This window comes from Burkholderia sp. MS455 (assembly GCF_016899445.1).
In the GTDB taxonomy this organism is placed as follows: Bacteria; Pseudomonadota; Gammaproteobacteria; order Burkholderiales; family Burkholderiaceae; genus Burkholderia; species Burkholderia pyrrocinia_C.
Window position 1 is genome coordinate 536,808 of the sequence record NZ_CP041779.1, and the last position, 24,770, is coordinate 561,577.

At 65.9% G+C, this 24,770-nt stretch carries 19 protein-coding genes and 1 rRNA gene; 19 read left to right on the top strand and 1 reads right to left on the bottom strand.

Features of this window, described 5'->3' with window-relative positions; genetic code table 11:
- Positions 1–30 precede the first annotated feature (30 nt).
- The 3 genes from rrf to FPJ27_RS21615 all read left to right on the top strand — a co-directional run bounded on the left by rrf (position 31) and on the right by FPJ27_RS21615 (position 4,492).
- Positions 31–143: ribosomal RNA gene (gene rrf / locus FPJ27_RS21605) — 5S ribosomal RNA — on the top strand.
- A 463-nt stretch (positions 144–606) separates the two neighbouring features.
- A complete protein-coding gene (locus FPJ27_RS21610) occupies positions 607–2,682 on the top strand; it encodes a molybdopterin oxidoreductase family protein (protein ID WP_204425685.1) in 2,076 nt (691 codons plus the stop codon).
- Between the two features lie 136 nt (positions 2,683–2,818).
- Positions 2,819–4,492, top strand: a complete 1,674-nt coding sequence (locus tag FPJ27_RS21615) for a long-chain fatty acid--CoA ligase (protein ID WP_204425687.1) — start codon at positions 2,819–2,821, stop codon at positions 4,490–4,492.
- Positions 4,493–4,852: 360 nt separating this feature from the next.
- Here the strand turns inward: FPJ27_RS21615 and FPJ27_RS21620 are convergent, their stop codons facing one another.
- Positions 4,853–6,010, bottom strand: a complete 1,158-nt coding sequence (locus FPJ27_RS21620; protein ID WP_072436398.1) for a porin — start codon at positions 6,008–6,010, stop codon at positions 4,853–4,855.
- Between the two features lie 276 nt (positions 6,011–6,286).
- Between FPJ27_RS21620 and coq7 the strand changes: the two genes are divergently transcribed.
- The 16 genes from coq7 (at position 6,287) to ftsZ (ending at position 24,675) form a co-directional block, all read left to right on the top strand.
- Positions 6,287–6,913 carry a 2-polyprenyl-3-methyl-6-methoxy-1,4-benzoquinone monooxygenase gene (gene coq7 / locus FPJ27_RS21625; protein ID WP_034182629.1) on the top strand — a complete coding sequence of 209 codons (627 nt, stop codon included), beginning with the start codon at positions 6,287–6,289 and terminating at the stop codon, positions 6,911–6,913.
- 385 nt (positions 6,914–7,298) lie between these two features.
- Positions 7,299–7,727 carry a division/cell wall cluster transcriptional repressor MraZ gene (mraZ, locus tag FPJ27_RS21630; protein WP_006487094.1) on the top strand — a complete coding sequence of 143 codons (429 nt, stop codon included), beginning with the start codon at positions 7,299–7,301 and terminating at the stop codon, positions 7,725–7,727.
- A gap of 23 nt (positions 7,728–7,750) precedes the next feature.
- Entirely contained in the window at positions 7,751–8,692 is a 942-nt protein-coding gene (rsmH, locus tag FPJ27_RS21635) for a 16S rRNA (cytosine(1402)-N(4))-methyltransferase RsmH (RefSeq protein WP_034182630.1), read from the top strand.
- Positions 8,689–9,030: a cell division protein FtsL gene (gene ftsL, locus FPJ27_RS21640; RefSeq protein WP_009694564.1), complete on the top strand. Its 342-nt coding sequence runs from the start codon at positions 8,689–8,691 to the stop codon at positions 9,028–9,030. The genes rsmH and ftsL overlap by 4 nt, the downstream gene beginning before the upstream one ends.
- Positions 9,027–10,874 carry a penicillin-binding protein 2 gene (locus FPJ27_RS21645; RefSeq protein WP_034182631.1) on the top strand — a complete coding sequence of 616 codons (1,848 nt, stop codon included), beginning with the start codon at positions 9,027–9,029 and terminating at the stop codon, positions 10,872–10,874. The genes ftsL and FPJ27_RS21645 overlap by 4 nt, the downstream gene beginning before the upstream one ends.
- Complete coding sequence (locus FPJ27_RS21650) at positions 10,871–12,409, top strand: UDP-N-acetylmuramoyl-L-alanyl-D-glutamate--2,6-diaminopimelate ligase (RefSeq protein ID WP_204425689.1); 1,539 nt, start codon at positions 10,871–10,873, stop codon at positions 12,407–12,409. Before FPJ27_RS21645 ends, FPJ27_RS21650 begins: the two co-directional genes overlap by 4 nt.
- Positions 12,406–13,812 (top strand): UDP-N-acetylmuramoyl-tripeptide--D-alanyl-D-alanine ligase, encoded by a 1,407-nt coding sequence (murF, locus tag FPJ27_RS21655; RefSeq protein ID WP_204425691.1) that lies wholly within the window; start codon positions 12,406–12,408, stop codon positions 13,810–13,812. The genes FPJ27_RS21650 and murF overlap by 4 nt, the downstream gene beginning before the upstream one ends.
- Before the next feature lie 16 nt (positions 13,813–13,828).
- Entirely contained in the window at positions 13,829–14,998 is a 1,170-nt protein-coding gene (gene mraY / locus FPJ27_RS21660; protein WP_006477019.1) for a phospho-N-acetylmuramoyl-pentapeptide-transferase, read from the top strand.
- 28 nt (positions 14,999–15,026) lie between these two features.
- Entirely contained in the window at positions 15,027–16,538 is a 1,512-nt protein-coding gene (gene murD / locus FPJ27_RS21665; RefSeq protein ID WP_204426337.1) for a UDP-N-acetylmuramoyl-L-alanine--D-glutamate ligase, read from the top strand.
- The gene (gene ftsW / locus FPJ27_RS21670; protein ID WP_072436393.1) at positions 16,535–17,818 is read left to right on the top strand and encodes a putative lipid II flippase FtsW; all 1,284 of its coding nucleotides are present in this window, start codon (positions 16,535–16,537) and stop codon (positions 17,816–17,818) included. The genes murD and ftsW overlap by 4 nt, the downstream gene beginning before the upstream one ends.
- Positions 17,815–18,918 (top strand): undecaprenyldiphospho-muramoylpentapeptide beta-N-acetylglucosaminyltransferase, encoded by a 1,104-nt coding sequence (murG, locus tag FPJ27_RS21675; protein WP_072436392.1) that lies wholly within the window; start codon positions 17,815–17,817, stop codon positions 18,916–18,918. The genes ftsW and murG overlap by 4 nt, the downstream gene beginning before the upstream one ends.
- On the top strand, positions 18,915–20,312 hold the full coding sequence (gene murC / locus FPJ27_RS21680) for a UDP-N-acetylmuramate--L-alanine ligase (protein WP_175963137.1): 1,398 nt from the start codon (positions 18,915–18,917) through the stop codon (positions 20,310–20,312). Before murG ends, murC begins: the two co-directional genes overlap by 4 nt.
- A 1-nt stretch (position 20,313) precedes the next feature.
- Complete coding sequence (locus tag FPJ27_RS21685) at positions 20,314–21,255, top strand: D-alanine--D-alanine ligase (protein WP_059236317.1); 942 nt, start codon at positions 20,314–20,316, stop codon at positions 21,253–21,255.
- A 19-nt stretch (positions 21,256–21,274) separates the two neighbouring features.
- Positions 21,275–22,027: a cell division protein FtsQ/DivIB gene (locus FPJ27_RS21690; protein WP_034182639.1), complete on the top strand. Its 753-nt coding sequence runs from the start codon at positions 21,275–21,277 to the stop codon at positions 22,025–22,027.
- Positions 22,028–22,053: 26 nt separating this feature from the next.
- On the top strand, positions 22,054–23,286 hold the full coding sequence (gene ftsA, locus FPJ27_RS21695) for a cell division protein FtsA (RefSeq protein ID WP_034182640.1): 1,233 nt from the start codon (positions 22,054–22,056) through the stop codon (positions 23,284–23,286).
- Between the two features lie 192 nt (positions 23,287–23,478).
- Positions 23,479–24,675, top strand: coding sequence for a cell division protein FtsZ (gene ftsZ, locus FPJ27_RS21700; RefSeq protein ID WP_006477012.1), 1,197 nt, complete (start codon positions 23,479–23,481; stop codon positions 24,673–24,675).
- Positions 24,676–24,770: the final 95 nt, after the last annotated feature.

Genomic DNA, 24,770 nt, shown 5'->3' on the forward strand with positions numbered 1-24,770 from the left:
CGCTGCGAAGCAACGCAACAACCCCCTTTGCCTGATGACCATAGCGAGTCGGTCCCACCCCTTCCCATCCCGAACAGGACCGTGAAACGACTCTACGCCGATGATAGTGCGGATTCCCGTGTGAAAGTAGGTAATCGTCAGGCTCCCTTAGCCAGAAACCCCCGCCAACCAGGCGGGGGTTTTTGCATTGGCGCGGCCAAAATGCCGGGCGGCCAAGCAACGGCACCGCAGTCGGGGCCAGAGCCGGAGCGCCGATGGCGTCCAAGTCGTCCCTCCCTACGTGCCCGATGGCAGTGCCGCATTCTGTCAATAGCTGATATCTTTAGCGGTTCATCGGCTTATTGGTTGCATCTTCGATCAAAGGCACAACTCCCTCCACCTCACGTATCGACAGGCACGGTCGGACGTGATCAATTTTCCACCGTCCACGTCGAATTCAAAGCAGGAGGCACAGTTCTCCTTCCGCGAACGGTGCGCATAGCCACTAAGGCCCTTCGGCTCCCGCAATCGCTCTTCGACTAAATAACCCAGGATCCGTACGAAACAAGCGCGTTATCTGGCGTGCCCACGTAAAATTTGCGAATCCCCATCTCTGCATTCAAAACGATGAACGCCGCCACACAGGTAGCCCGGGCCGTTTGCCCGCACGATTGTCCGGACACGTGCGCCATGCGTGTGACCGTCGAAAACGGCAAGGCGATCAAGGTCACGGGCGATCCCGACCATCCGCCGACGCAGGGCGTGTTGTGCACGAAGGTCAGCCGGTATGCCGATCGGGTTCATCATCCCGATCGCCTCACGGTTCCGCTCAAGCGTGTCGGCGCGAAGGGGGAAGGGCACTTCGTGCCGATTAGCTGGAGCGACGCGTTCGACGAGATCGGCCGCCGCCTCGGTGAAATCGCCGCGCGCGGGCCGGAAGCGATCGTGCCGTACAGCTACGCGGGGACGATGGGGCTTGTGCAGGGCGAGGGCATCGCCCAGCGGTTCTTCCACAAGCTCGGCGCATCGAGGCTCGAGCGCGCGATCTGTTCGGCGGCCGGTGCAGCGGGGCTGCGTTACACGTATGGCGGTAGCCTCGGCATGCACCTCGAGCATTTCGAGGAAAGCGAACTCATTCTGATATGGGGCGCGAACCCGATCGCGTCGAGCCTGCACTTCTGGACACGCGCGCAGGAAGCGAAGCGCCGTGGCGCCCGTCTTGTCGCGATCGACCCGTATCGTTCGCTGACAGCGGAGAAATGCCATCAGCACATCGCGTTGAAGCCGGGTACCGACGGCGCATTTGCGCTCGGCATGATGCACGTACTGATTACCGAAGACCTGCTCGATCACGACTACATCGCCAGCCATACGTTCGGCTTCGACGCACTCAAGGCGCGGGCGATGTCCTATCCGCCGGAACGCGTCGCGCAGATCTGCGGTATCGATGCGTCGGAGCTGATCGACCTTGCGCGTCGTTACGGCGCAACTCGCAAGGCGTCGATTCGCCTCAACTACGGCATGCAGCGCGTCCGCGGCGGTGGCAACGCCGTGCGCGCGATTGCGAGCCTGCCGGCGCTGACAGGGGCCTGGCGGGATCGGGCTGGCGGGCTGTTGCTCTCGTCGTCGGAATCCGCACCGGTCAACCAGCAGGCGCTGCTGCGCCCGGATCTGATGCCGGGTTGGCCGCACAAGCTGCCGCGCATCATCAACATGAACGCGATCGGCGATGCGCTGTTGCACACGGGTGATGCAACGTTCGGGCCGAAGGTCGAGGCGGTGATCGTGTACAACTCGAATCCGGTGGCAGTCGCGCCGGATTCCTCCAAGGTTGCCGCAGGGTTTGCGCGCGACGATCTGTTCACGGTCGTTCTCGAACATTTCAAGACGGATACCGTCGATTTCGCCGACATTGTGCTGCCGGCGACCACGCAGCTGGAGCACCTGGACGTCCACAAATCGTACGGCCACACCTATGTGATGGCAAACCTGCCGTCGATTCCGCCGGTCGGGGACGCGCGGCCGAACACGGAGATCTTTCGCGGCATCGCGCGCAGCATGGGGCTCGACGAGCCCGCGCTTTATCACAGCGACGAAGAGGTCGCGCGCGCGGCGCTCCGGTGGGACGATCCGGCGCTCGACAGCGACTGGGACACGCTGAAACGGGAAGGCTGGCTGAAGTTGAAGCTGCCGGACGCGCCGTTCGCGAATGGCGGTTTCCGCACGCCGTCCGGCAAGTGCGAGTTCTACAGCCCGCGACTCGAGCAGATGGGCATGGACCCCATTCCCGACTACCTGCCGCCGTTCGAGTCGGCCGAGGCCGCACCCGAGCTCGCCGCACGCTATCCGCTCGCGATGATTTCGCCGCCGGCCCGCCACTTCCTGAACAGCACGTTCGTGAACGTCGACAGCCTGCGCACTACGGAAGGCGAGCCGCATCTCGACATGCACCCGGCCGACGCCGATGCGCGCGGCATCTCGGAGGGCGACATCGTACGCATCTTCAACGACCGCGGATCGATGCAGGCGCTCGCGAGAATTACCGATCGCGCACGTGCAGGGCTCGTTGTCGGGTTGTCGATCTGGTGGAAGAAGCTGTCGCCGGACGGCAGGAACGCAAACGAAGTAACGAGCCAGGCGCTGACCGATCTCGGCAATTCGGCGACGTTTTACGACTGTCTTGTGGAGGTTGAGCGAGTTTGATCGAATATTCCCGTATGATCAGACGATTTTCCGCGAAAGTTCGAAGTGGACATCTAACCCTGTTGTCTCGGGACGGGCGAGCCGTTACGATGCGTTTTAGCACGACCATTCGAAAATCTGTGAGGAGACGCGCAGTATGGAAAAAATTTGGCTGAAATCGTACCCGCCCGGCGTTCCAGCCGAAATTGATGCGTCTCCTTATCCGTCTGTCCCGGACCTCCTCGACGAAAGCTTCCGGCTGTATCGCGACCGCACGGCGTTCGTCTGCATGGGCAAGGGCATCACGTACGGCGAACTCGACAAGCTGTCGCGCCAGTTCGGCGCGTGGCTGCAATCCCGTGGTCTCGCGCGCGGTGCGCGCGTCGCGATCATGATGCCGAACGTGCTGCAGTACCCGGTGACAATCGCCGCGGTACTGCGCGCCGGCTATACCGTCGTCAACGTCAATCCGCTCTACACGCCGCGCGAGCTCGAACATCAGTTGAAGGACAGCGGCGCCGAGGCGATCGTCATCCTCGAGAATTTCGCGTCGACGCTGCAGGCAGTCATTGCGAATACGGCCGTCAAGCATGTCGTCGTCGCGTCGATGGGCGACTTGCTGGGCATCAAGGGATGGCTCGTCAATTACGTCGTGCGCAACGTGAAGAAGATGGTGCCTGCGTGGCAGTTGCCGTCGTTCACGCGCTTCAAGGCAGCGTTGTCGGAAGGCGCGCGGCAGGCGTTCAAGCCGCAGAAGATCGGCCCCGACGACGCCGCGTTCCTGCAATACACGGGCGGTACGACCGGCGTCGCGAAGGGTGCGACGCTGCTGCACCGGAACATCGTGTCGAACGTGCTGCAGGCCGGCGCCTGGCACCATCCGGCTCATGAGAAGTACCCGGAGGTGAAACAGTTCGTGACGGTTGTCGCGCTGCCGCTGTATCACGTGTTCGCCCTGACCGTCTGCGGTTTCCTGACGATGCGCACGGGCGGGATGGGCATCCTGATCCCGAACCCGCGCGACATCGGCGGGATGATCAAGGAACTGAAGGGCTACCAGATCTCGACGATTCCGGCCGTCAATACGCTGTACAACGCACTGCTGAACCATCCCGAATTCAGTCAGCTCGACCTGTCGAAGCTCGTGATCGCCAACGGCGGCGGCATGGCGATCCAGGAGGGCGTCGCGAAGCGCTGGTATGAAAAGACCCATACCGCGATCATCGAAGGATACGGTCTGTCCGAGACGTCGCCGGTGGCGACCTGCAACCCGGTGACGGCGACCGAATACAGCGGGACGATTGGCTTGCCTCTGCCGTCGACCGAAGTGGCGATTCGCGACGACGCCGGCAACGACGTCGCGCTCGGCGAGCCCGGCGAGATCTGCATCCGTGGGCCGCAGGTGATGGCCGGCTACTGGAACCGGCCGGACGAGACCGAGAAGGTCATGTTCCCGGACGGCTTCTTCAAGACGGGCGACGTCGGCGTGATGGATGCGCGCGGTTACGTGAAGATCGTCGACCGGAAGAAGGACATGATTCTCGTGTCCGGCTTCAACGTGTATCCGAACGAAGTCGAGGACGTGGTGGCGTCGCATCCGGGCGTGTTCGAGGTGGCGGCGGTCGGCGTTCCGGACGAGCATTCCGGCGAAGCGGTGAAACTGTTCATCGTGAAGAAGGACCCGGCGCTCACCGACAAGGACATCCTCGCCTACTGCAAGGAGCGGCTCACCGGTTACAAGCGGCCGAAACTGGTCGAGTTCCGCACGGAGTTGCCGAAAACGAACGTCGGCAAGATTCTGCGGCGCGAACTGCGCGACGGACGCGCGTAACGTCGAAATCGACCGCGAAAGCCCGGCTGTGTGCCGGGTTTTTTATTTGCTGCGCCGCGTGGGCGCGAAATTCGACGCCGCCGGATCCAACCGCGCGCAACAGGCGTCCGACGAAGGGGACTCCCTCCGGCCGGGACGATTCGGTCGAGTGGCCGGCGGGAGCGCCGAGGTCGGATGGCACGGCATTTCGGCGCATGCGTTGGCAGCGCCCGGCATTTGCGTATGCTTTGCCGCAGGACCATGCAGATGGTCGTGAATCGCACCGAGATCGTCCGGCACGCCGCTTCCGTTTTCATCGCCGGCAAAGAAAAAGGCGCCCGAAGGCGCCTTCAATATGCTGCGGCTTGTCAGGCAAGCTGATTAGAACTTGTGACGGATGCCGACGCGTGCTGCGACCTGGTTGCTGGTGCTCGAACCTGCGAGACCGTTGATCGCTGCCGTTGCCTGAACGACATTGCCTTTCGCGTCGAGCACGTTGCCCGATGCGTGCTGGTACACGCCGATCACGTAGACGTCGGTGCGCTTCGACAGGAAGTAGTCGACGCCCAGCGAGCCCTGGTGGTACTTGGCTGCCGAGTTGCCGTCGATCTTGCTGCCTTGCGTGTAGTCGTACGCTGCGCCGAGAATCAGCGCCGGGGTCAACTGATACTTGAAGTTGATTTCGCCGTTGTTGAACGTCGCGGTCTGGTTCACGAACGGACCGACCGAGAAGCCCTTGAACTTCGTGTTCGAGTACGTCGCGCCGATCGTCGCCGCGCCGAACGTGTAAGCGCCGCCTGCACCGATGACCTGGTACGTGTTCGCGTTGTTCGCGTATGCGCCGTAGACCGGCGACGATACTGCCGTCGTCGCAGCCGTCGAGCCGTTGTTGAACATGCCGCCGAAGTTGCCCGGCGTGCGTGCGTTCAAGTAGCCGACACCCAGGACCAGCGGGCCGTTGTTGTAGCCTGCGCCGAGCGACCAGACCTGGTTCTTCGAGAACTGGCCTGCCTGACCGCCGAAGCTGTACAAGCCGCCGAACGTGAGGCCGCCGTACGATGGGCTCGTGAACTTGACCGCGTTGTTTACGCGATAGGCGTTGTTGAAGTTGTCGAGGTCGCCCGGGTGAGCGGCGATGTAGCCGCCCCACTGGTCGCCTGCCTCGAGCGGGCCGACGAAGTCGACGACGGAGTCGTACTGACGACCCAGCGTGACCGTGCCGTACTGGCTCGACAGGCCGACGTAAGCCTGACGGCCGAACATCAGGCCGCCCTGACCGAGCTTGCCGCTGTTCACGTCGAAACCGTTTTCGAGGGTGAAGATCGCCTTCAGGCCGCCACCGAGGTCTTCGGTGCCGCGCAGGCCGAAGCGGCTGCCTTGCATCACGCCGCTGGCCATGCTGTACAGGTGCTTGCCGCCCGCGTTGTTGTTGAAGAGCAGGCCTTCATCGATGATGCCGTAAAGCGTCACGCTGCTTTGCGCATGAGCAGCGCCAGCGAACGCGCCCAGCGCGACGAGCGCGAGAAGCGACTTTTTCATTAACGGATCTCCAAGAATCACTGAATTTTTTTGGCGGGGCGGATAGTTATGTTCTGTTGACGGGCCCCATCAACTTCGCAAGAAGTCGCACGTAATGTAGCAAAACCGTTTTTTGCCACAAAGCGAAATGCCGCAGCTCAAGGTCGCCATGTTTCCTTTATGCAACAATGGTTAAAATCACGGGTTAACCGCAATTTCCGCTGAATAATCAAGTCGGTTACGCAGCGGACTCGTGCTCTCGCCGCTCGCGGCGGCACATGCAGCCAGGAGAACAGGATGGTGTTGGATGAACTGATCAGCGAATTCGATCGCGGCCTGCGATCGCTGACCGGCATTAGCCGGATGAGCCGGCCGGTGCCCGCGCCGGCCGCCGCGCCGGACGTCGAGCTGACGCCCGCGGAGCGTACGCATGCCGCAGGGCTGATGCGCGTGAACCACGTCGGCGAAGTCTGCGCGCAGGCGCTCTACCAGGCGCAGAAACTCACCGCGCGCACGGCGTCTGCGAAGGCGATGTTCGAGGAGGCCGCGCGTGAGGAGGAGGACCACCTCGCGTGGACCGCGCACCGCCTGAAAGAGCTCGATTCGCGTCCTAGCCTGCTGAACCCGCTGTGGTATGCCGGCGCGCTCGCGATCGGCGTGGCGGCCGGCACGCTTGGCGACAAGGTCAGCCTCGGTTTCATGGCCGAGACGGAGCGGCAGGTCGAGAGTCACCTGGAAGGTCATATGTCGGAACTGCCGGCGACCGATACGGCATCGCGCGCGATCGTCGACCAGATGCGCATCGACGAGGTGAAGCACGGCAAGGCCGCGACCGACGCCGGCGGAATCGAACTGCCGCTGCCTGCGCGGATGCTGATGCGTGCCGCGTCGAAAGTCATGACGAGCACTGCATACTATCTCTGAGATTTGCGCCGGGCGACGCATGACGTCGCCCCGGCTCACCGCCTCCGATACCGCCCGTTTATTCCACGTTTTCCCGCCCCCGAAAGCCCCGTCCGCACGCCCGTCTGGCCCGCCTTTCTCATGTATCACCTTCACATGTTGCACTAGCTCATTCATTTATAACGGTTTTTGGAATGAGGGGGCGCATGAGCATGTGCGCGTAAGTCCTTGTTCTAACTAACAAAATTCGTCAAAAAAGCGGGCCGCTCCCTTGACCGTGCCACACCCTTCCTCTAAAGTGGGAGACAGTGTGAGAAAGTGTATTTTTGTGTGATTTGGCGGGCTATTCCGGCTAAATTCTCAGCATTGGTCGGGTACTTCGGTGCCCTGAACGGGAGAGCGGAAAGTGTTCCAAGGGGCGTCGGCGCTGACGCTCGATGCGAAAGGGCGGATGTCGGTGCCGGCTCGCTATCGCGAAGCGCTGCAAGGACAGGCAGAAGGACGGGTGACTGTGACCAAGCACCCGGACGGCTGCCTGTTGCTGTTTCCGCGCCCCGAATGGGAAGTGTTCCGCGCCAAGATCGCCGCGCTGCCGATGGACGCGCACTGGTGGCGGCGAATTTTTCTCGGCAATGCGATGGACGTCGATCTCGACAGCGCGGGCCGGATTCTTGTATCGCCCGAGCTGCGCATGGCAGCCGGACTGGAAAAGGAAGTCATGTTGTTGGGAATGGGTAGTCACTTCGAGCTGTGGGATTCGCAGACCTACAACGCGAAGGAGCAGGCGGCGATGGCGCAGGGCATGCCCGACGCGCTGAAGAATTTCACGTTCTGATTGCGGTGACGGAGACGCCCGCGATGGGAAACGAATTGCAGCATCGGACAGTGCTGTTGGATGAAGCGGTCGAGTCGCTCGTGACGCGGCCGGACGGCGTTTATGTCGACGGCACGTTCGGGCGCGGCGGCCACAGCCGCGCGGTGCTCGCGCGGCTGGCGGCGGCCGGGCGGCTGATCGCGTTCGACAAGGATCCGAGGGCGATCGAGACGGCGCAGGGCATCGAGGATGCGCGCTTCTCGATCGTGCATGACAGCTTTGCTTCGATGCGCGACGCGCTTGCGGCGCGCGGCGTCGAGAAGGTGTCGGGTGTGTTGCTGGACCTGGGCGTGTCCTCGCCGCAGGTGGACGATCCGGCGCGCGGCTTCAGCTTCCGCGCCGATGGTCCGCTGGACATGCGAATGGATCCGACGCGTGGCGAGTCGGCAGCCGAATGGCTCGCGCGGGCTTCGGTGCAGGAATTGACGGAGGTGATACGAGATTATGGGGAAGAACGGTTTGCTTTTCAGATTGCAAAGGCGCTTGTTGCTCGCCGGGCAGAGTCCGACCGTCTTGGGCCTCTCGACACCACGGGCGAGCTTGCCCAAATCGTGGGTCACGTCGTCAAAACCCGTGAGAAGGGCAAGGATCCGGCAACCCGCACCTTTCAGGCTATACGGATTCACGTCAATCAAGAGCTTGCGGACCTGCAAGTCGTACTAGACGCGGCACTGTCGTTGCTGGAGCAAGGGGGGCGGCTGGTGGTCATCAGCTTTCATTCACTCGAGGACCGGATCGTCAAGCGATTCATGCAGGCGCACGCCAGTGCGCCTGCGGTCGATCGTCGCCTGCCGATCCGTGCCGTCGATCTCCCGAGCCCGCCGCTCAAGATCATCAGCCGCCAGTTTCCGAGTGAAGCGGAGGTCGCCGCGAATCCGCGCGCCCGGTCCGCCGTGATGCGCATTGCGGAGCGCGTCACGCCATGAGCCGCTTCAATATCTTCCTGCTGATCATCGTGATGGGCTGCGCGCTGTCGGTCGTCAACTCGACGAACCAGCAGCGGCAGATCTTCATCCAGCTGCAGCGCGCGCAGTCGCAGGAGCGTCAGCTCCAGCAGGATTATGCGCAGCTTCAATATCAGCAGAGCGCGCTGTCGAAGACGTCGCGCATCGAGCAGCTTGCGAACGATTCGCTGAAGATGCAGCCGATCACGACCGGCCGCACGCAATACCTGACGCTGCCGCCGGGCGCCGCGAAGGCGATCGACGCGCCGATCCCTGCTTCGGCCGACACGGCCGGCAAGGGCAAGGGGGGCGCGCGATGAAGCCGTCGCAAAAGCGCCAGAACGTGAAATTCACATCGAGCCCCGTGCTGGGTGTGCACCTGCCGATGTGGCGCTCGAAGCTCGTCGTGTTCATGCTGTTCATGGCGTTCGTCGCGCTGGCCGCGCGGGCGTTCTGGATCCAGGGGCCCGGCAACGCGTTCTACCAGAAGCAGGGCGAAAGCCGCTACCAGCGCACGCTCGAGCTGCCCGCGACGCGCGGCAAGATCCTCGACCGTAACGGGCTTGTGCTCGCGACGAGCCTCCCGGTGCGTGCGATCTGGGCGATTCCCGACGCGGTGCCGGACGATCTCGACGCCGACAAGGTCAACCAGCTCGGCAAGCTCCTCGGCATGACGTCGAAGGAGCTGCGCGTGAAGCTGTCGCAAGACAAGGGTTTCGTCTACGTAAAGCGCCAGGTGCCGATCGACATCGCGGACAAGGTCGCCGCGCTCGACATTCCGGGCATCTATCAGCGCAACGAATACAAGCGCTTCTATCCGGAAGGCGAGATCACCGCGCACTTGATCGGCTTCACGAACGTCGAGGATGAAGGGCAGGAGGGCGTCGAACTGGGCGACCAGAAGATGCTGTCCGGCACGTCGGGCGTGCGCCGCGTGATCAAGGACCGGATGGGGCACATCGTCGAGGACGTCGCCGAGCAGATCCCGCCGCACAATGGAACCGATGTCGACCTGTCGATCGACAGCAAGATCCAGTACATCGCGTACGCGAACCTGAAGGCCGCCGTCGAGAAGTTCAAGGCGAAGGCCGGCGCGGCGATGGTCGTCGACGTGCGCACGGGCGAGGTGCTCGCGCTCGTCAACTACCCGACGTACAACCCGAACGACCGCTCGCGCATGACGGGCGAGCAGTTGCGCAACCGGATCATGACCGACGTGTTCGAGCCGGGTTCGATCATGAAGCCGTTCACGGTGTCGCTCGCGCTCGACCTGCATCGCGTGACGCCGAACACGCTCGTCGAGACGGGCAACGGGCATTTCGTGCTCGACGGCGCGCCGATCACCGACGACGCGGGTTTCGGCACGCTGACGGTCGGCGGCGTGATCCAGAAGTCGAGCAACATCGGCGCGACGAAGATCGCGATGACGATGCGGCCCGAGGAAATGTGGAATATGTATACCAGCATCGGCCTCGGCCAGGCGCCGAAGGTCGGCTTCCCGGGCGCGGTGGCCGGCCGCTTGCGGCCGTGGAAGAGCTGGCGCCGCATCGAGCAGGCGACGATGTCGTACGGCTATGGCCTGTCGGTGTCGCTGTTCCAGCTCGCGCGGGCGTACACGGCGATCGCGCACGATGGCGAGCTGATGCCCGTGACCATTTTCAAGACCGACCCCAACCAGCAGGTCGCGGGCACGCAGGTGTTCAACCCGACCACCGCGCGCGAAGTGCGCGCGATGCTCGAGACGGTGGTCGCGCCGGGCGGCACGTCGCCGGATGCGGCCGTGCCGGGTTATCGCGTCGGCGGCAAGAGCGGTACCGCGTACAAGCATGAAGGCCATGGCTATACGCGCAAGTACCGCGCATCGTTCGTCGGCATGGCGCCGATGCCGAATCCGCGCATCGTCGTCGCGGTGTCGGTCGACGAGCCGACCGCCGGCAGCCACTTCGGCGGTCAGGTGTCCGGCCCCGTATTCTCGGCGATCGCCGGCGACACGATGCGTGCGCTGAACGTGCCGCCGAACATGCCGATCAAGCAGCTTGTCGTGTCTGACGATTCGCCGGCAGCACCTTCCGCAGCGGGGCCGCAAAAGCTGGCCGCGGGGGGCGGTGCGAAGCATATGATCGTGTCCAGCACGACGCGTAATTCACCAGGAGTTGTTCGATGAGCGCCGCCCGCAGTTCCCATCCGGCGCATCAGCAGATCGCAGCCGCGCTTGCGTGGCTGCGTCAGCATGTGGCCCCCGCGGCACAACTGCATGCCGACACGCGCAGCCTCGAGGCTGGCGACGTGTTTGTCGCGTATGCGGTCGACGGGGCAGACAACCGCGCCTTCATTGCCGACGCCGTCGCACGCGGTGCGGCCGCCGTGCTGTATCAACCGGAAGGGCTGGCCGCCGCGCCGGCCGTGCCCGTCGCGCTGGCGGTGCCGGCGCTCGACCAGCTCGCCGGCGAGATCGCCAGCGGCTGGTACGGCGATCCGAGCGACAGCCTGCTTGCGGTGGGCGTGACCGGTACGAACGGCAAGACCTCGTGCACGCAGTGGATCGCCGCCGCGCTGACGGCGCTGCACCAGCCGTGCGCGGTGATCGGCACGCTCGGCAGCGGGATGCCAGGCCAGCTCGTGCCGACGGGCTTCACGACACCCGACGCGTCGCAGCTTCAGCGCAGCCTTGCGCAGTTGCGCGACGCGGGCGCGCGGGCCGTGGCGATGGAAGTATCGTCGCACGCGCTGCATCAGGGGCGCGTGAACGGTACGGCGTTCGACATCGCGGTATTTACGAATCTCACGCAGGATCACCTCGACTATCACGGCACGTTCGACGCGTACGAGGCGGCGAAGGCGAAGCTGTTCGCATGGCGTGGCCTGCGCGCGGCGGTCGTCAACCGCGACGACGCAGCCGGCCAAAGCCTGCTCGAGAAGCTGGCCGGCCGCGTGCGCACGATCGGGTACGGGATCGGCGACGCGCAGGCGCCCGACGCCGATCGCGAGCTGGTTGCGCTCGACGTGCGCGCTACCGCGACCGGCACGGCATTCCGCCTGCGTTCGTCGTGGGGCAACGCGGACGTCGAAGTCGGCACGCTCGGCACGTTCAACGTCAGCAACCTGCTCGCCGTGCTCGGCTCGCTGCTCGCGGCCGACGTGCCGTTCGACGCGGCACTCGCCGAGATCGAGCGGCTCGAGTCCGTCAACGGCCGGATGCAGCGGCTTGGCGGGCGGCTGCAGAACGACGAACCGCTCGTCGTGATCGACTACGCACACACGCCCGACGCGCTCGAGAAGACGCTCGACGCGCTGCGCCCGATCGCCGCGGCGCGCGGCGGCCGGCTCGTGTGCATGTTCGGCTGCGGCGGCGACCGCGACGCGACGAAGCGGCCGCTGATGGGCGCGATCGCGGAGCGGCTCGCCGACGAAATCGTCGTCACGAGCGACAACCCGCGCAGCGAAGATCCGCAGCGCATCATCGACCAGATCGTCGCGGGCATGACCGTGCCCGCTCGCGCACGCCGGATCGAGGATCGCGCGAGCGCGATCCTGCAGGCCGTGCGCGGCGCTGCACGCGAGGATGTCGTCGTGCTGGCCGGCAAGGGCCACGAGGCGACGCAGGAAATCATGGGCAAGAAACGTACGTTCTCCGACCAGGATCACGCGCGGCTCGCGCTGGCAGCGCGAGCGACGCACGGCAAGGGAGGCGGCGAATGACGATGCTCAGCCTCGACGAAGCCGCTCGCCTGATTCCCGGCGCAACCGTTCACGGCGACGCGGGCGTCACGTTCGACCGTGTGTCGACGGACAGCCGCACGGTCGGCCCGGGCGACCTGTTCGTCGCGCTGAAGGGCGAGCGCTTCGATGCGCACGACTTCCTCGGCGATGTCGCGGCGCGCGGAGCTGCCGCGGCGCTCGTCGCGCACGTGCCGGCGGGCCTCGCGATGCCGGCGATCGAAGGCGGCGAAACGCGCGCCGCGCTCGGCGCGCTCGCGCACGGCTGGCGCAAACGATTCCCGCTGCCGCTCGTTGCGGTGACGGGCAGCAACGGCAAGACGACCGTCAAGGAAATGATCGCGTCGATCTTCGCGGCGGCGGTCGGCACCGACGCGCGGCTCGCAACCGCCGGCAACCTGAACAACGACGTCGGCCTGCCGCTGACGCTGCTGCGCCTGTCGGCCGCGCATCGCCTCGCGGTGATCGAGCTCGGGATGAACCACCCGGGCGAGACCGAAATCCTCGCGCGTCTCACGGCGCCGACGGTCGCGCTCGTCAACAACGCGCAGCGCGAGCACCAGGAATTCATGGCGACGGTCGAAGCCGTCGCGCTCGAACACGCGGCCGTGATTCACGCGCTGCCGCCGGACGGCGTCGCGGTGTTCCCGGCCGACGATGCGTACGCGGGCATCTGGCGCGTCGCGGCGACGGGCAACCGGATCCTCGATTTCGCGCTGAACGATGCCGACCGGCAGACCGAAGCGCAGGTCACGGGCCGTCTGCAAGGCGGCGAACTCGCGATCGACACGCCGGCCGGCGCCGTCACGGTGCGGCTGCGTGCGCTCGGCGAGCACAACGCGCGCAACGCGCTGGCCGCGACGGCCGCGGCGCTGGGCGCCGGCGTCGCGCTGTCGGCGATCAGGCAGGGCCTCGAATCGTTCGAGCCGGTCAAGGGCCGGCTGCAGGTGAAGCAGGCGATCGCCGGCAGCCTCGCGGGCGCGACGGTCGTCGACGATACGTACAACGCGAACCCCGATTCGATGCGTGCCGCGATCGACGTGCTCGCCGCGCATCCGGCGCCGCGCGTGCTGGTGATCGGCGACATGGGCGAAGTCGGCGACGAAGGGCCGGCATTCCATCGCGAGATCGGTGCCTATGCGCGCGAGCGAGGGATCGACGCGCTGTTCGCGCTCGGCGATGCGTCGCGCGATGCCTGTACGGCATACGGCGACACGGCCCGCCATTTCGACGACGTCGGCGCGCTCGTGTCGGCGCTGCTCGCGGCGGGCTACGGCGCGCAGGCGACGGTGCTCGTGAAGGGCTCGCGGTACATGAAGATGGAGCGCGTGGTTGACGCGCTGACGAACCAACCCGCAGCGGGCGCGACGCCCGCTGCCCACTGAGTAGAAGGAAGGAAGCATGCTGCTGGCGCTGGCGCAATGGCTGCAAGGAGACGCAAGCTTTTTGCGCTTGTTCACGTACCTCACGTTCCGGGCGGTGATGGCCACCATCACCGCGCTGGGGATAGGGCTCGTGTGCGGACCGTGGGTGATCCGCAAGCTGACGCAAATGAAGGTCGGGCAGGCCGTGCGCAAGGACGGTCCGCAGACGCACCTCGTCAAGTCCGGCACGCCGACGATGGGCGGCGTGCTGATCCTGATCGGCATCGCGGTCGCGACGCTGCTGTGGGGCGACCTGACGAACCGTTTCATCTGGATCGTGATGCTCGTCACGTTCGGTTTCGGCGTGATCGGCTGGGTCGACGATTACCGCAAGGTCGTCCACAAGGATCCGCGCGGGATGTCGTCGCGCGAAAAGTATTTCTGGCAGTCGGTGATCGGTCTGTTCGCGGCCGTCTACCTCGCCTTCAGCGTGTCCGAGGCGAACAACGTGCGCGTGTTCGACCTGTTCATGGCGTGGGTGCGCAGCGGGTTGTCGATGGGGCTGCCGGCACGCGCCGACCTGATGCTGCCGTTCCTGAAGTCGATCAGCTACCCGCTCGGCGTTTGGGGCTTCATCGTGCTGACCTACTTCGTGATCGTCGGCGCGAGCAACGCGGTGAACCTGACCGACGGCCTCGACGGCCTCGTGATCATGCCGGTCGTGCTGGTCGGCGCGTCGCTCGGTGTGTTCGCGTACGTGATGGGCAGCGCGGTGTATTCAAAATACCTGCTGTTCCCGCACATTCCCGGCGCGGGCGAGCTGCTGATCTTCTGTTCCGCGATGGGCGGGGCAGGGCTCGCGTTCCTCTGGTACAACACGCACCCCGCGCAGGTGTTCATGGGAGACGTGGGCGCGCTGGCGCTCGGCGGCGCGCTCGGCACGGTCGCGGTGATCGTGCGCCAGGAAATCGTGCTGTTCATCATGGGCGGCATCTTCGTCGCGGAAACGCTGTCGGTGATGCTGCAGGTTTCGTGGTTCAAGTACACGAAGAAGCGCTACGGCGAAGGGCGGCGCTTGCTGAAGATGGCGCCGCTGCATCACCATTTCGAATTGTCCGGCTGGAAGGAAACGCAGGTGGTGGTGCGTTTCTGGATCATCACGCTGATGCTGTGCCTGTTCGGTCTGACCACCCTCAAGCTGCGGTAAAGGAAAGGTAACAAGGATGTCTGGCGAGATGTTTGGAGATCGGCAACGGCCGATGGTGCTCGTACTGGGGCTCGGGGAATCGGGTCTCGCGATCGCGCGATGGTGCGCGAGGCACGGGTGCCGGCTGCGGATTGCCGATACCCGCGAGGCGCCGCCCAACCTTGCCGCGCTGCAGGCAGAAGGCATCGATGCGGAGTTCGTCGGCGGGCCGTTCGCGCCCGCGTTGCTCGACGGCGGCGTCGAGATCGTCGGGCTGAGCCCCGGCCTGTCGCCGCTCGAACCGGCGCTCGCGGCGCTGGTCGGGGCCGCGAACGAGCGCGGGATCGCGGTGTGGGGCGAGCTGGAATTCTTCGCGCAGGCGCTGCGCGCGCTCGGCACGAGCGGCTACCAGCCGAAGGTGCTCGCGATCACCGGCACCAACGGCAAGACCACGACGACGAGCCTCACGGGCCTGCTGTGCCAGCGCGTGGGCAAGAAGGTTGCCGTCGCAGGCAACATCAGCCCGGCGATGCTCGACCGGCTCGCGGGCGCGATCGACGAAACGGCGCTGCCCGACGTGTGGGTGCTCGAACTGTCGAGCTTCCAGCTCGAGACCGCGCGCACGTTCGCGCCCGATGCGGCCGCGATCCTCAACATCACGCAGGACCACCTCGACTGGCACGGCAGCTTCGATGCGTACGCGCATGCAAAGGGCCGGATCTTCGGCGCGACGACGACGCGCGTGCTGAACCGCGACGACGCGGTCGTGATGAAGTTCGCGCCGGTAGCGGGCGTGGCCGACGCGCCGCGCACGGTCACGTTCGGCCTGAACGAGCCGACCCAGGACGGCGACTACGGGCTGTCGCGCGACAACGGCATCGCATGGCTGGTGGAAGCCGTCGATCGCGACGCGCCGGAGGAAGCGGCGCCGACCCGCCGGCGCAAGCGCGACGCCGCGCATACGCCCGACATCGCGCAGAAGCGCTTGATGCCGGCCGACGCGCTGCGGATTCGCGGGCTGCACAACGCGGCGAACGCGCTGGCCGCGTTCGCGCTCGCGCGTGCGATCGACCTGCCGGCTGCGCCGCTGCTGCACGCGTTGCGCGAATACCGCGGCGAAGCGCATCGCGTCGAAGTGATCGCGACGATCGACGACGTGGACTACGTCGACGACAGCAAGGGCACGAACGTCGGCGCGACGGTCGCCGCGCTCGACGGGCTCGCGCAGAAGATCGTGCTGATCGCCGGCGGCGACGGCAAGGGGCAGGATTTCGCGCCGCTGGTCGCGCCGGTCGCGCGCTGGTGCCGCGCGGTGATGCTGATCGGCCGCGATGCGCAGGCGATCCGCGACACGCTCGCCGAAACGGGCGTGCCGCTCGCCGATCACGCAACGCTAGAAGGTGCGGTGCATGCAGCGGCCGACCTGGCGGAGCCGGGCGATGCGGTGCTGCTGTCGCCCGCGTGCGCGAGCCTCGACATGTTCAGGAACTACGCCCATCGCGCGGATGTGTTCCGTGCGGCGGTCGACGAAATCGCCATCGACAAAGGAGCGACGCCATGAGCTGGTCCGATCGCCTCGTCTCCCGTTTCAACGACCGGCGCGATGCCGGCGGCAACGCCGCGGGCGGTCGCGTCGCGTCGGCCACGCGTGCCGCGACGGGCGGCCTCGCGAGCGTCGTCAACGGCGTGCGCCCGAGCCGCTCGCGGATGCTCGACTTCGACTATTCGCTGCTGTGGGTGGCGATCGCGCTGCTCGGGCTCGGCGTCGTGATGGTGTACTCGGCGTCGATCGCGATGCCCGATTCGCCGAAATACGCGTCGTATCACGATTACGCGTTCCTGATGCGCCACTGCGTGTCGCTCGTCGTCGCGTTCGTCGCGGCGGTCATCGCGTTCCGCGTGCCGGTGTCGACGTGGGACAAGTACGCGCCGCATCTCTTCCTGATCGCGCTCGTCAGCCTCGTGATCGTGCTGATCCCGCACGTCGGCAAGGGCGTGAACGGCGCGCGCCGCTGGATTCCGCTCGGCATCACGAACATGCAGCCGTCGGAAGTCATGAAGCTCGCGGTGACGATCTATGCGGCGAACTACACGGTGCGCAAGCAGGAGTACATGCAGAGCTTCGCGAAGGGCTTCCTGCCGATGGCGTGCGCGGTCGGCCTCGTCGGCGCGCTGCTGCTGCTCGAGCCGGACATGGGCGCGTTCATGGTGATCGCCGCGATCGCGATGGGCGTGCTGTTCCTCGGCGGCGTGAACGGCAAGCTGTTCGGCGGCCTCGTCGCGACGGCGGTCGGCACCTTCACGATGCTCGTGTGGCTGTCGCCGTGGCGTCGTGAGCGGATCTTCGCGTATCTCGATCCGTGGGACGAGCGCTACGCGCAGGGCAAGGCCTACCAGCTCACGCACTCGCTGATCGCGTTCGGCCGCGGCGAGTGGTTCGGCGTCGGCCTCGGCGGCAGTGTCGAGAAGCTGAACTACCTGCCCGAAGCGCATACCGACTTCATCCTCGCGGTGATCGGCGAGGAGCTCGGTTTCGTCGGCGTGATGGTCGTGATCCTGCTGTTCTACTGGATTGTGCGTCGCGCTTTCGAGATTGGCCGCCAGGCGCTCGCACTCGACCGCACGTTCGCTGGGCTGACGGCGAAGGGAATCGGCATCTGGTTCGGCGCGCAGACGTTCATCAACATGGGCGTGAACCTCGGGCTGCTGCCGACCAAGGGCCTGACGCTGCCGCTGGTGAGCTATGGCGGTTCCGGCATTCTGCTGAACTGCGTCGCGCTCGCGGTGCTGCTGCGGGTCGACTACGAAAATCGCGTACTGATGCGGGGAGGGAAGGTATGACCGCGTCGCGACGCACGCTGATGGTGATGGCAGGCGGCACCGGGGGCCACGTGTTCCCGGGGCTCGCGGTCGCGCACCGGATGGAAGCGGCGGGCTGGCGCGTCGTGTGGCTCGGCAATCCGGCCGGGATGGAAGCGACGCTCGTGCCGAAGCACGGCATTCCGATGGAATACGTGCGGTTCGGCGGGTTGCGCGGCAAGGGCCTGAAGACCAAGCTGACGCTGCCGTTCAACCTGCTGCGCGCATGCTGGCAGAGCCTTGGCGCGCTGCGCCGCGTGCGGCCGGACGTCGTGCTCGGGATGGGCGGCTACATCACGTTCCCGGCGGGCGTGATGACAGCGCTGTCGGGCCGTCCGCTCGTGCTGCACGAACAGAATTCGATCGCGGGCCTGACGAACAAGGTGCTCGCGAAATTCGCGAAACGCGTGCTCGTCGCGTTCCCCGGTGCGCTGCCGCACGCGGAATGGACCGGCAACCCGATTCGCACGGAACTTGCACGCACGGAAGCGCCCAAAGCACGCTATGCATCGCGCAGCGGCCCGCTGAACGTGCTGGTCGTCGGCGGCAGCCTCGGCGCGGCCGCGCTGAACGAAGTCGTGCCGCGCGCGCTGGCGATGCTGGCGCCGGGCGAACACCCGCGCATCGTGCACCAGGCCGGCGCGAAGCATATCGACGCGCTGAAGGCGAATTACGAAGCGGCCGGTTTCGCGGCCGGCGATGACGTGCGGCTCGTGCCGTTCATCGACGACATGGCAGCTGCGTACGCGGCAGCGGATCTCGTGATCTGCCGCTCGGGCGCGATGACGGTGTCGGAGATCGCGGCGGTGGGCGTGGCGGCGCTGTTCGTGCCGTTCCCTTACGCGGTCGACGATCACCAGACGACCAACGCCGCGTTCCTCGCGGATGCGGGCGGGGCGGTGCTGGTGCAGCAACGCGACCTGTCGGCGGATTTGCTCGCCGACTGGCTGCGCGGCCAGACGCGGGCGTCGCTCGCGGACATGGCGGAGCGTTCGCGCTCATTGGCGAAGCCCGAGGCCACCGATGAAGTCGCGCGCGTTTGCGCGAAGGTGGCCGGCGCGAACCTGGAAATATTGCAATGAAACATATCGTCAAACACATTCATTTCGTCGGGATCGGCGGCGCGGGCATGAGCGGCATCGCCGAAGTGCTCGTCAACCTCGGCTACGAGGTCAGCGGCTCGGACCTGTCGCGCAATGCGGTGACCGATCGTCTTCAGGCGCTCGGCGCACGGATCGCGATCGGCCACGACGCGGCGAACATCGAGGGCGCGAACGCGGTCGTCGTGTCGACGGCCGTGCGCTCGGACAACCCGGAAGTGCTGGCCGCGCGCCACCAGCGCGTGCCGATCGTGCAGCGCGCGGTGATGCTCGCGGAGCTGATGCGCCTGAAGCAGGGGATCGCGATCGCCGGCACGCACGGCAAGACCACGACGACGAGCCTCGTCGCGAGCGTGCTCGCGGCAGGCGGCCTCGATCCGACCTTCGTGATCGGCGGGCGGCTGATCAGCGCCGGCGCGAACGCGCGGCTCGGCACGGGCGATTTCATCGTCGCCGAGGCCGACGAATCGGACGCGTCGTTCCTGAACCTGTATCCGGTGATCGAAGTCATCACGAACATCGACGCCGACCACATGGACACCTACGGCCACGATTTCGCGCGGCTCAAGCAGGCGTTCATCGAATTCACGCAGCGCCTGCCGTTCTACGGCAGCGCGGTCGTGTGCGTCGACGATCCGAACGTGCGGCAGATCATCCCGTTCATCTCGAAGCCGGTCGTGCGCTACGGCCTGTCGCCGGACGCGCAGGTGCGCGCGGAAGACATCGATGCGCGCGACGGCCGGATGTATTTCACGGTGATCCGCGAAGGGCGCGCACCGCTCGCGGTCGTGCTGAACATGCCGGGCCTGCACAACGTGCAGAACGCGCTCGCGGCGATCGCGATCGCGACCGACCTCGGCGTGGCGGACGACGCGATCCAGCAGGCGCTGGCGGAATTCAACGGTGTCGGCCGGCGCTTTCAGCGTTACGGCGAGGTGCCGACCGCGGACGGCGGCCAGTACACGCTGATCGACGACTACGGCCATCACCCGGTCGAGATGGCGGCGACGATCGCGGCCGCGCGCGGCGCGTTTCCCGGCCGCCGCCTCGTGCTGGCGTTTCAGCCGCACCGCTACACGCGTACGCGCGACTGCTTCGACGATTTCGTCAACGTACTGTCGACGGTCGATGCACTGGTGCTGACGGAAGTCTACGCGGCCGGCGAGGCCATGATCGCGACGGCCAACGGCGACGCGCTGTCGCGCGCGCTGCGCGCGGTGGGGAAGGTCGACCCGGTGTTCGTCGCGACGGTCGACGACGTGCCGGACGCATTGGCGAAGGTCGCGCGCAACGGCGACGTGGTGATCACGATGGGCGCGGGTTCGATCGGCGGCGTGCCGGCGAAGCTCGTGCAGAACACACAACAGAAGGCATGACATGAGCGGGATCGATCCGAAACGTTTCGGCAAGGTGGCAGTGTTGTTCGGCGGCGAATCCGCCGAGCGCGAGGTGTCGCTCACCTCGGGCCGCCTCGTGCTGCAGGGCCTGCGTGACGCGGGCGTCGATGCACATCCGTTCGACCCGGCCGAGCGGCCGCTGTCGGCGCTGAAGGACGAAGGCTTCGTGCGCGCGTTCAACGCGCTGCACGGCGGCTACGGCGAGAACGGCCAGATCCAGGGCGCGCTCGATTTCTACGGGATCCGCTACACGGGCAGCGGCGTGCTCGGGTCGGCGCTTGGTCTCGACAAGTTCCGCACGAAGCTCGTGTGGCAGCAGACGGGTGTGCCGACGCCGCCGTTCGAGACGGTGATGCGCGGCGACGATCTCGCGGCGCGCGCGACCGACATCGTCGCGAAGCTCGGCCTGCCGCTGTTCGTGAAGCCGGCGAGCGAAGGCTCGAGCGTCGCGGTGCTGAAGGTGAAGACGGCCGACGCGCTGCCGGCCGCGCTGGAGGAAGCCGCGACGCACGACAAGATCGTGATCGTCGAGAAGAGCATCGAGGGCGGCGGCGAATACACCGCGTGCATCGCCGGCGATCTCGACCTGCCGCTGATCAAGATCGTGCCGGCGGGCGAGTTCTACGACTACCACGCGAAGTACGTTGCCGACGATACGCAGTACCTGATCCCGTGCGGCCTGCCGGCCGAACAGGAAGCGGAGCTGAAGCGCATCGCGCGCCGCGCGTTCGACGTGCTCGGCTGCACCGACTGGGGCCGCGCGGATTTCATGCTCGACGCGGCCGGCAATGCGTATTTCCTGGAAGTGAACACGGCCCCCGGGATGACCGACCACTCGCTGCCGCCGAAGGCCGCGCGCGCGGTCGGCATCAGCTATTCGGAGCTGGTCGTGAAGGTGCTGTCGCTCACGCTCAACGACTGACGCAGGAACGAAACGACGTATGTGGAACAACGTTCGCCAACTCAACCTTGCCGCCAGCGCGCTGTACGCGCTGCTGCTGCTCGTGTTGGCGGCGGCCGGCTGCTACTGGCTGATCCAGCGCCCGACGTTCGCGCTGCGGGAAATCCGGATCGACGGCGACACCGAGCACATCAACTCGCCGACGGTGCGCGCGGGCGTGGTCGGCCGGCTGAAGGGCAATTTCTTCACGGTCGATCTCGACACGGCGCGTGCCGCGTTCGAGCAGATGCCGTGGGTGCGCCACGCGAGCGTGCGCCGGGTGTGGCCGAATGCGCTGGCTGTCACGCTCGAGGAGTACAAACCGCTCGGGACCTGGGGCAGCGACCAGCTGGTGAGCGTCGACGGCGAGCTGTTCACCGCGAACCAGGGCGAACTCGACAAGGAACTGCCGGCGTTCGACGGCCCGGAGGGCAGTGCGAAGGAAGTCGTCACGCGGTATCGGGACTTCGGGAAATGGTTTGCGCCGCTGAAGGCGGCGCCGGAAGAAGTGACGCTGTCGGCGCGGTACGCGTGGACGGTGAAGCTGTCGAACGGCATGCAGGTCGAGCTGGGCAAGGAACGCAACAGCGACACGCTGCATGACCGGAGCCAGCGCCTTGTCGCGGCCTGGCCGGCCGTCACGGAGCGTTGGGGCAACGACATCGAGTACGCGGATCTGCGCTATCCGAACGGATTCGCGATTCGCGCGGCAGGCATGCGGTTCCTGACCGATACCGACAAGCGCAAGAAGTAACGAGAGATCACACGCAAGAGCACTTTATGAGCAAAGACTACAAGGATCTGCTGGTTTCCCTCGACATCGGCACGTCGAAGGTGGTGGCCATCGTCGCCGAGCTGAAAGGCGAGGGTCACTACGAGGTGATCGGCCTCGGCCAGAGCGAGTCGAAGGGTCTGAAGAAAGGTGTGGTGGTCAACATCGAGGCCACCGTGCAGTCGATCCAGCGCGCGCTCGAGGAAGCCGAGCTGATGGCCGACTGCAAGATCACCAACGTGTTCACGGGGATCGCGGGCAGCCACATCCGCAGCTTCAACTCGAGCGGCATGGTCGCGATCAAGGACAAGGAAGTCACGCAGACCGACGTCGCGCGCGTGATCGAGACCGCGAAGGCGATCAACATCCCGACCGACCAGCAGGTGCTGCACATCCTCACGCAGGAATTCATCATCGACGGCCAGGAAGACGTGCGGGAGCCGATCGGGATGAGCGGCATCCGCCTGGAGGTGAAGGTGCACATCGTGACGGGCGCGGTGAGCGCTGCGCAGAACATCGTCAAGTGCGTGCGCCGCTGCGGGCTGGAAGTGAACGACCTGATCCTGCAACCGCTCGCGTCGTCGCTGGCCGTGCTGACGGAAGACGAGAAGGATCTCGGCGTGGTGCTGGTCGACGTCGGCGGCGGCACGACGGACATCGCGATCTTCGCCGAAGGCGCGATCCGCCACACCGCGGTGATTCCGATCGCCGGCGACCAGATCACGAGCGATATCGCGATGGCGCTGCGCACGCCGACGCCGGACGCGGAAGACATCAAGGTCGGCTACGGGATCGCGAAACAGGCGCTCGCCGATCCGGACGAGATGGTCGAAGTGCCGGGCCTCGGCGAGCGCGGCCCGCGCACGCTGTCGCGCCAGGCGCTCGCGGCCGTGATCGAGCCGCGCGTCGAGGAACTGTTCTCGCTCGTGCAGCAGGTCGTGCGCGAGTCGGGTTACGAAGAACTGCTGAGCTCCGGCGTGGTCATTACCGGCGGTGCCGCGATGATGCCGGGCATGGTCGAGCTCGGCGAAGACATTTTCCTGAAACCGGTGCGCATCGGCGCGCCGGAGTATGCAGGCGGCCTCTCCGACGTCGTGCGCAATCCGCGCTACTCGACGGCGATGGGGCTGCTCGTCGAAGGCAGTGCCCAGCGCATGCGCGGCCGCAAGGTCGCCGTGCAGTCCGGCAACGCGGGGCAGGTGTTCTCGCGTATGAAGGAATGGTTCCTGAGCAACTTTTGAGCACCCCCACGGCTCGGCATGCCGAGCCTGCCCCCCGAGGGGGCCAAGAAAACTTGGGGCGGCCCGGCGTTTTCTTGGGGACAAACCGAATCGAAATTCGCGCTGGTGCCGGCGGCTGGCGCGCGACAGGGGGTTGCCCGATCTCCTGCCGAATAACGGCCGATTAGCAGTCATTCTCTTGACGGAGGCAACATGGAATTCGAAATGCTGGAAACCGAGACCAACGGCACCATCATCAAGGTGGTCGGCGTTGGCGGCGCTGGCGGCAATGCCGTCCAGCACATGATCAACCGCGGCGTGCAGGGCGTCGACTTCATCGTGATGAACACGGACGCCCAGGCGCTGTCGCGTTCGCGTGCATCGTCGGTGATCCAGCTTGGCAACACGGGTCTCGGCGCCGGTGCGAAGCCGGAAATGGGCCGTGCGGCAGCGGAAGAAGCGCGCGAGCGCATCGCCGACGCACTGCGCGGCGCGCACATGGTGTTCATTACGGCCGGCATGGGCGGCGGTACGGGCACGGGCGCGGCACCGGTGGTCGCGCAGATCGCGAAAGAGATGGGCATCCTGACGGTCGGTGTCGTCAGCAAGCCGTTCGAGTTCGAAGGCGGCAAGCGGATGCGCGTCGCTGAAGCAGGCTCGCAGCAACTGGAGGATCACGTCGACTCGCTGATCGTCGTGCTGAACGACAAGCTGTTCGACGTGATGGGCGACGACGCCGAGATGGACAAGTGCTTCCAGTGCGCGGACGACGTGTTGAACAACGCGGTCGCAGGCATCGCCGAAATCATCAACGTGGACGGCCTCGTGAACGTCGACTTCGAAGATGTGAAGACGGTGATGGGCGAGCAGGGCAAGGCGATGATGGGCACGGCAACGGTCGCCGGCGTCGATCGCGCACGCCTCGCGGCGGAACAGGCCGTGGCGAGCCCGCTGCTCGAAGGCGTCGATCTGTCGGGCGCGCGCGGCGTGCTGGTCAACATCACGTCGAGCCGTTCGCTGCGCCTGTCGGAAACGCGCGAAGTGATGAACACGATCAAGAGCTACGCGGCGGAAGATGCCACGGTGATCTTCGGTGCGGTGTACGACGACGCGATGGGCGATGCGTTGCGCGTGACGGTCGTGGCGACGGGTCTGGGCCGTGCGGCGAAGAAGCAGCAGTCGGCTCCGATGACGCTGCTGCGCACGGGTACGGACAACCAGCCGGTCAGCGCGGTGTCGCATGGCTATGCGCAGCCGCATCACGTCAGCACGGCCGACTACGGCGCGCTCGATACGCCGGCGGTGTGGCGCAACTCGCGCGAAACCGCGGCATCGCACGTGCAGGCGCTGCAGGAGAAGGGTGTCGACACCTACGACATCCCGGCTTTCCTGCGCAAGCAGGCTGACTGACGCAAACACAGGCGAAGCCGCGGCGGAATCGCCGCGGTATCGCCGGCGTGACGGATGCTGCGGACCACGACAGGCCGCGTCGGATGCGACGCCGG

What these genes read in the sequence shown, in the direction of transcription:
- FPJ27_RS21610 (WP_204425685.1), top strand. Translation starts at nt 607, where the DNA reads ATGAACGCCGCCACACAGGTAGCCCGGGCCGTTTGCCCGCACGATTGT.
- FPJ27_RS21615 (WP_204425687.1), top strand. Translation starts at nt 2,819, where the DNA reads ATGGAAAAAATTTGGCTGAAATCGTACCCGCCCGGCGTTCCAGCCGAA.
- FPJ27_RS21620 (WP_072436398.1), bottom strand. Translation starts at nt 6,010, where the DNA reads ATGAAAAAGTCGCTTCTCGCGCTCGTCGCGCTGGGCGCGTTCGCTGGC.
- coq7 (WP_034182629.1), top strand. Translation starts at nt 6,287, where the DNA reads ATGGTGTTGGATGAACTGATCAGCGAATTCGATCGCGGCCTGCGATCG.
- rsmH (WP_034182630.1), top strand. Translation starts at nt 7,751, where the DNA reads ATGGGAAACGAATTGCAGCATCGGACAGTGCTGTTGGATGAAGCGGTC.
- ftsL (WP_009694564.1), top strand. Translation starts at nt 8,689, where the DNA reads ATGAGCCGCTTCAATATCTTCCTGCTGATCATCGTGATGGGCTGCGCG.
- FPJ27_RS21645 (WP_034182631.1), top strand. Translation starts at nt 9,027, where the DNA reads ATGAAGCCGTCGCAAAAGCGCCAGAACGTGAAATTCACATCGAGCCCC.
- FPJ27_RS21650 (WP_204425689.1), top strand. Translation starts at nt 10,871, where the DNA reads ATGAGCGCCGCCCGCAGTTCCCATCCGGCGCATCAGCAGATCGCAGCC.
- murF (WP_204425691.1), top strand. Translation starts at nt 12,406, where the DNA reads ATGACGATGCTCAGCCTCGACGAAGCCGCTCGCCTGATTCCCGGCGCA.
- mraY (WP_006477019.1), top strand. Translation starts at nt 13,829, where the DNA reads ATGCTGCTGGCGCTGGCGCAATGGCTGCAAGGAGACGCAAGCTTTTTG.
- murD (WP_204426337.1), top strand. Translation starts at nt 15,027, where the DNA reads ATGTTTGGAGATCGGCAACGGCCGATGGTGCTCGTACTGGGGCTCGGG.
- ftsW (WP_072436393.1), top strand. Translation starts at nt 16,535, where the DNA reads ATGAGCTGGTCCGATCGCCTCGTCTCCCGTTTCAACGACCGGCGCGAT.
- murG (WP_072436392.1), top strand. Translation starts at nt 17,815, where the DNA reads ATGACCGCGTCGCGACGCACGCTGATGGTGATGGCAGGCGGCACCGGG.
- murC (WP_175963137.1), top strand. Translation starts at nt 18,915, where the DNA reads ATGAAACATATCGTCAAACACATTCATTTCGTCGGGATCGGCGGCGCG.
- FPJ27_RS21685 (WP_059236317.1), top strand. Translation starts at nt 20,314, where the DNA reads ATGAGCGGGATCGATCCGAAACGTTTCGGCAAGGTGGCAGTGTTGTTC.
- FPJ27_RS21690 (WP_034182639.1), top strand. Translation starts at nt 21,275, where the DNA reads ATGTGGAACAACGTTCGCCAACTCAACCTTGCCGCCAGCGCGCTGTAC.
- ftsA (WP_034182640.1), top strand. Translation starts at nt 22,054, where the DNA reads ATGAGCAAAGACTACAAGGATCTGCTGGTTTCCCTCGACATCGGCACG.
- ftsZ (WP_006477012.1), top strand. Translation starts at nt 23,479, where the DNA reads ATGGAATTCGAAATGCTGGAAACCGAGACCAACGGCACCATCATCAAG.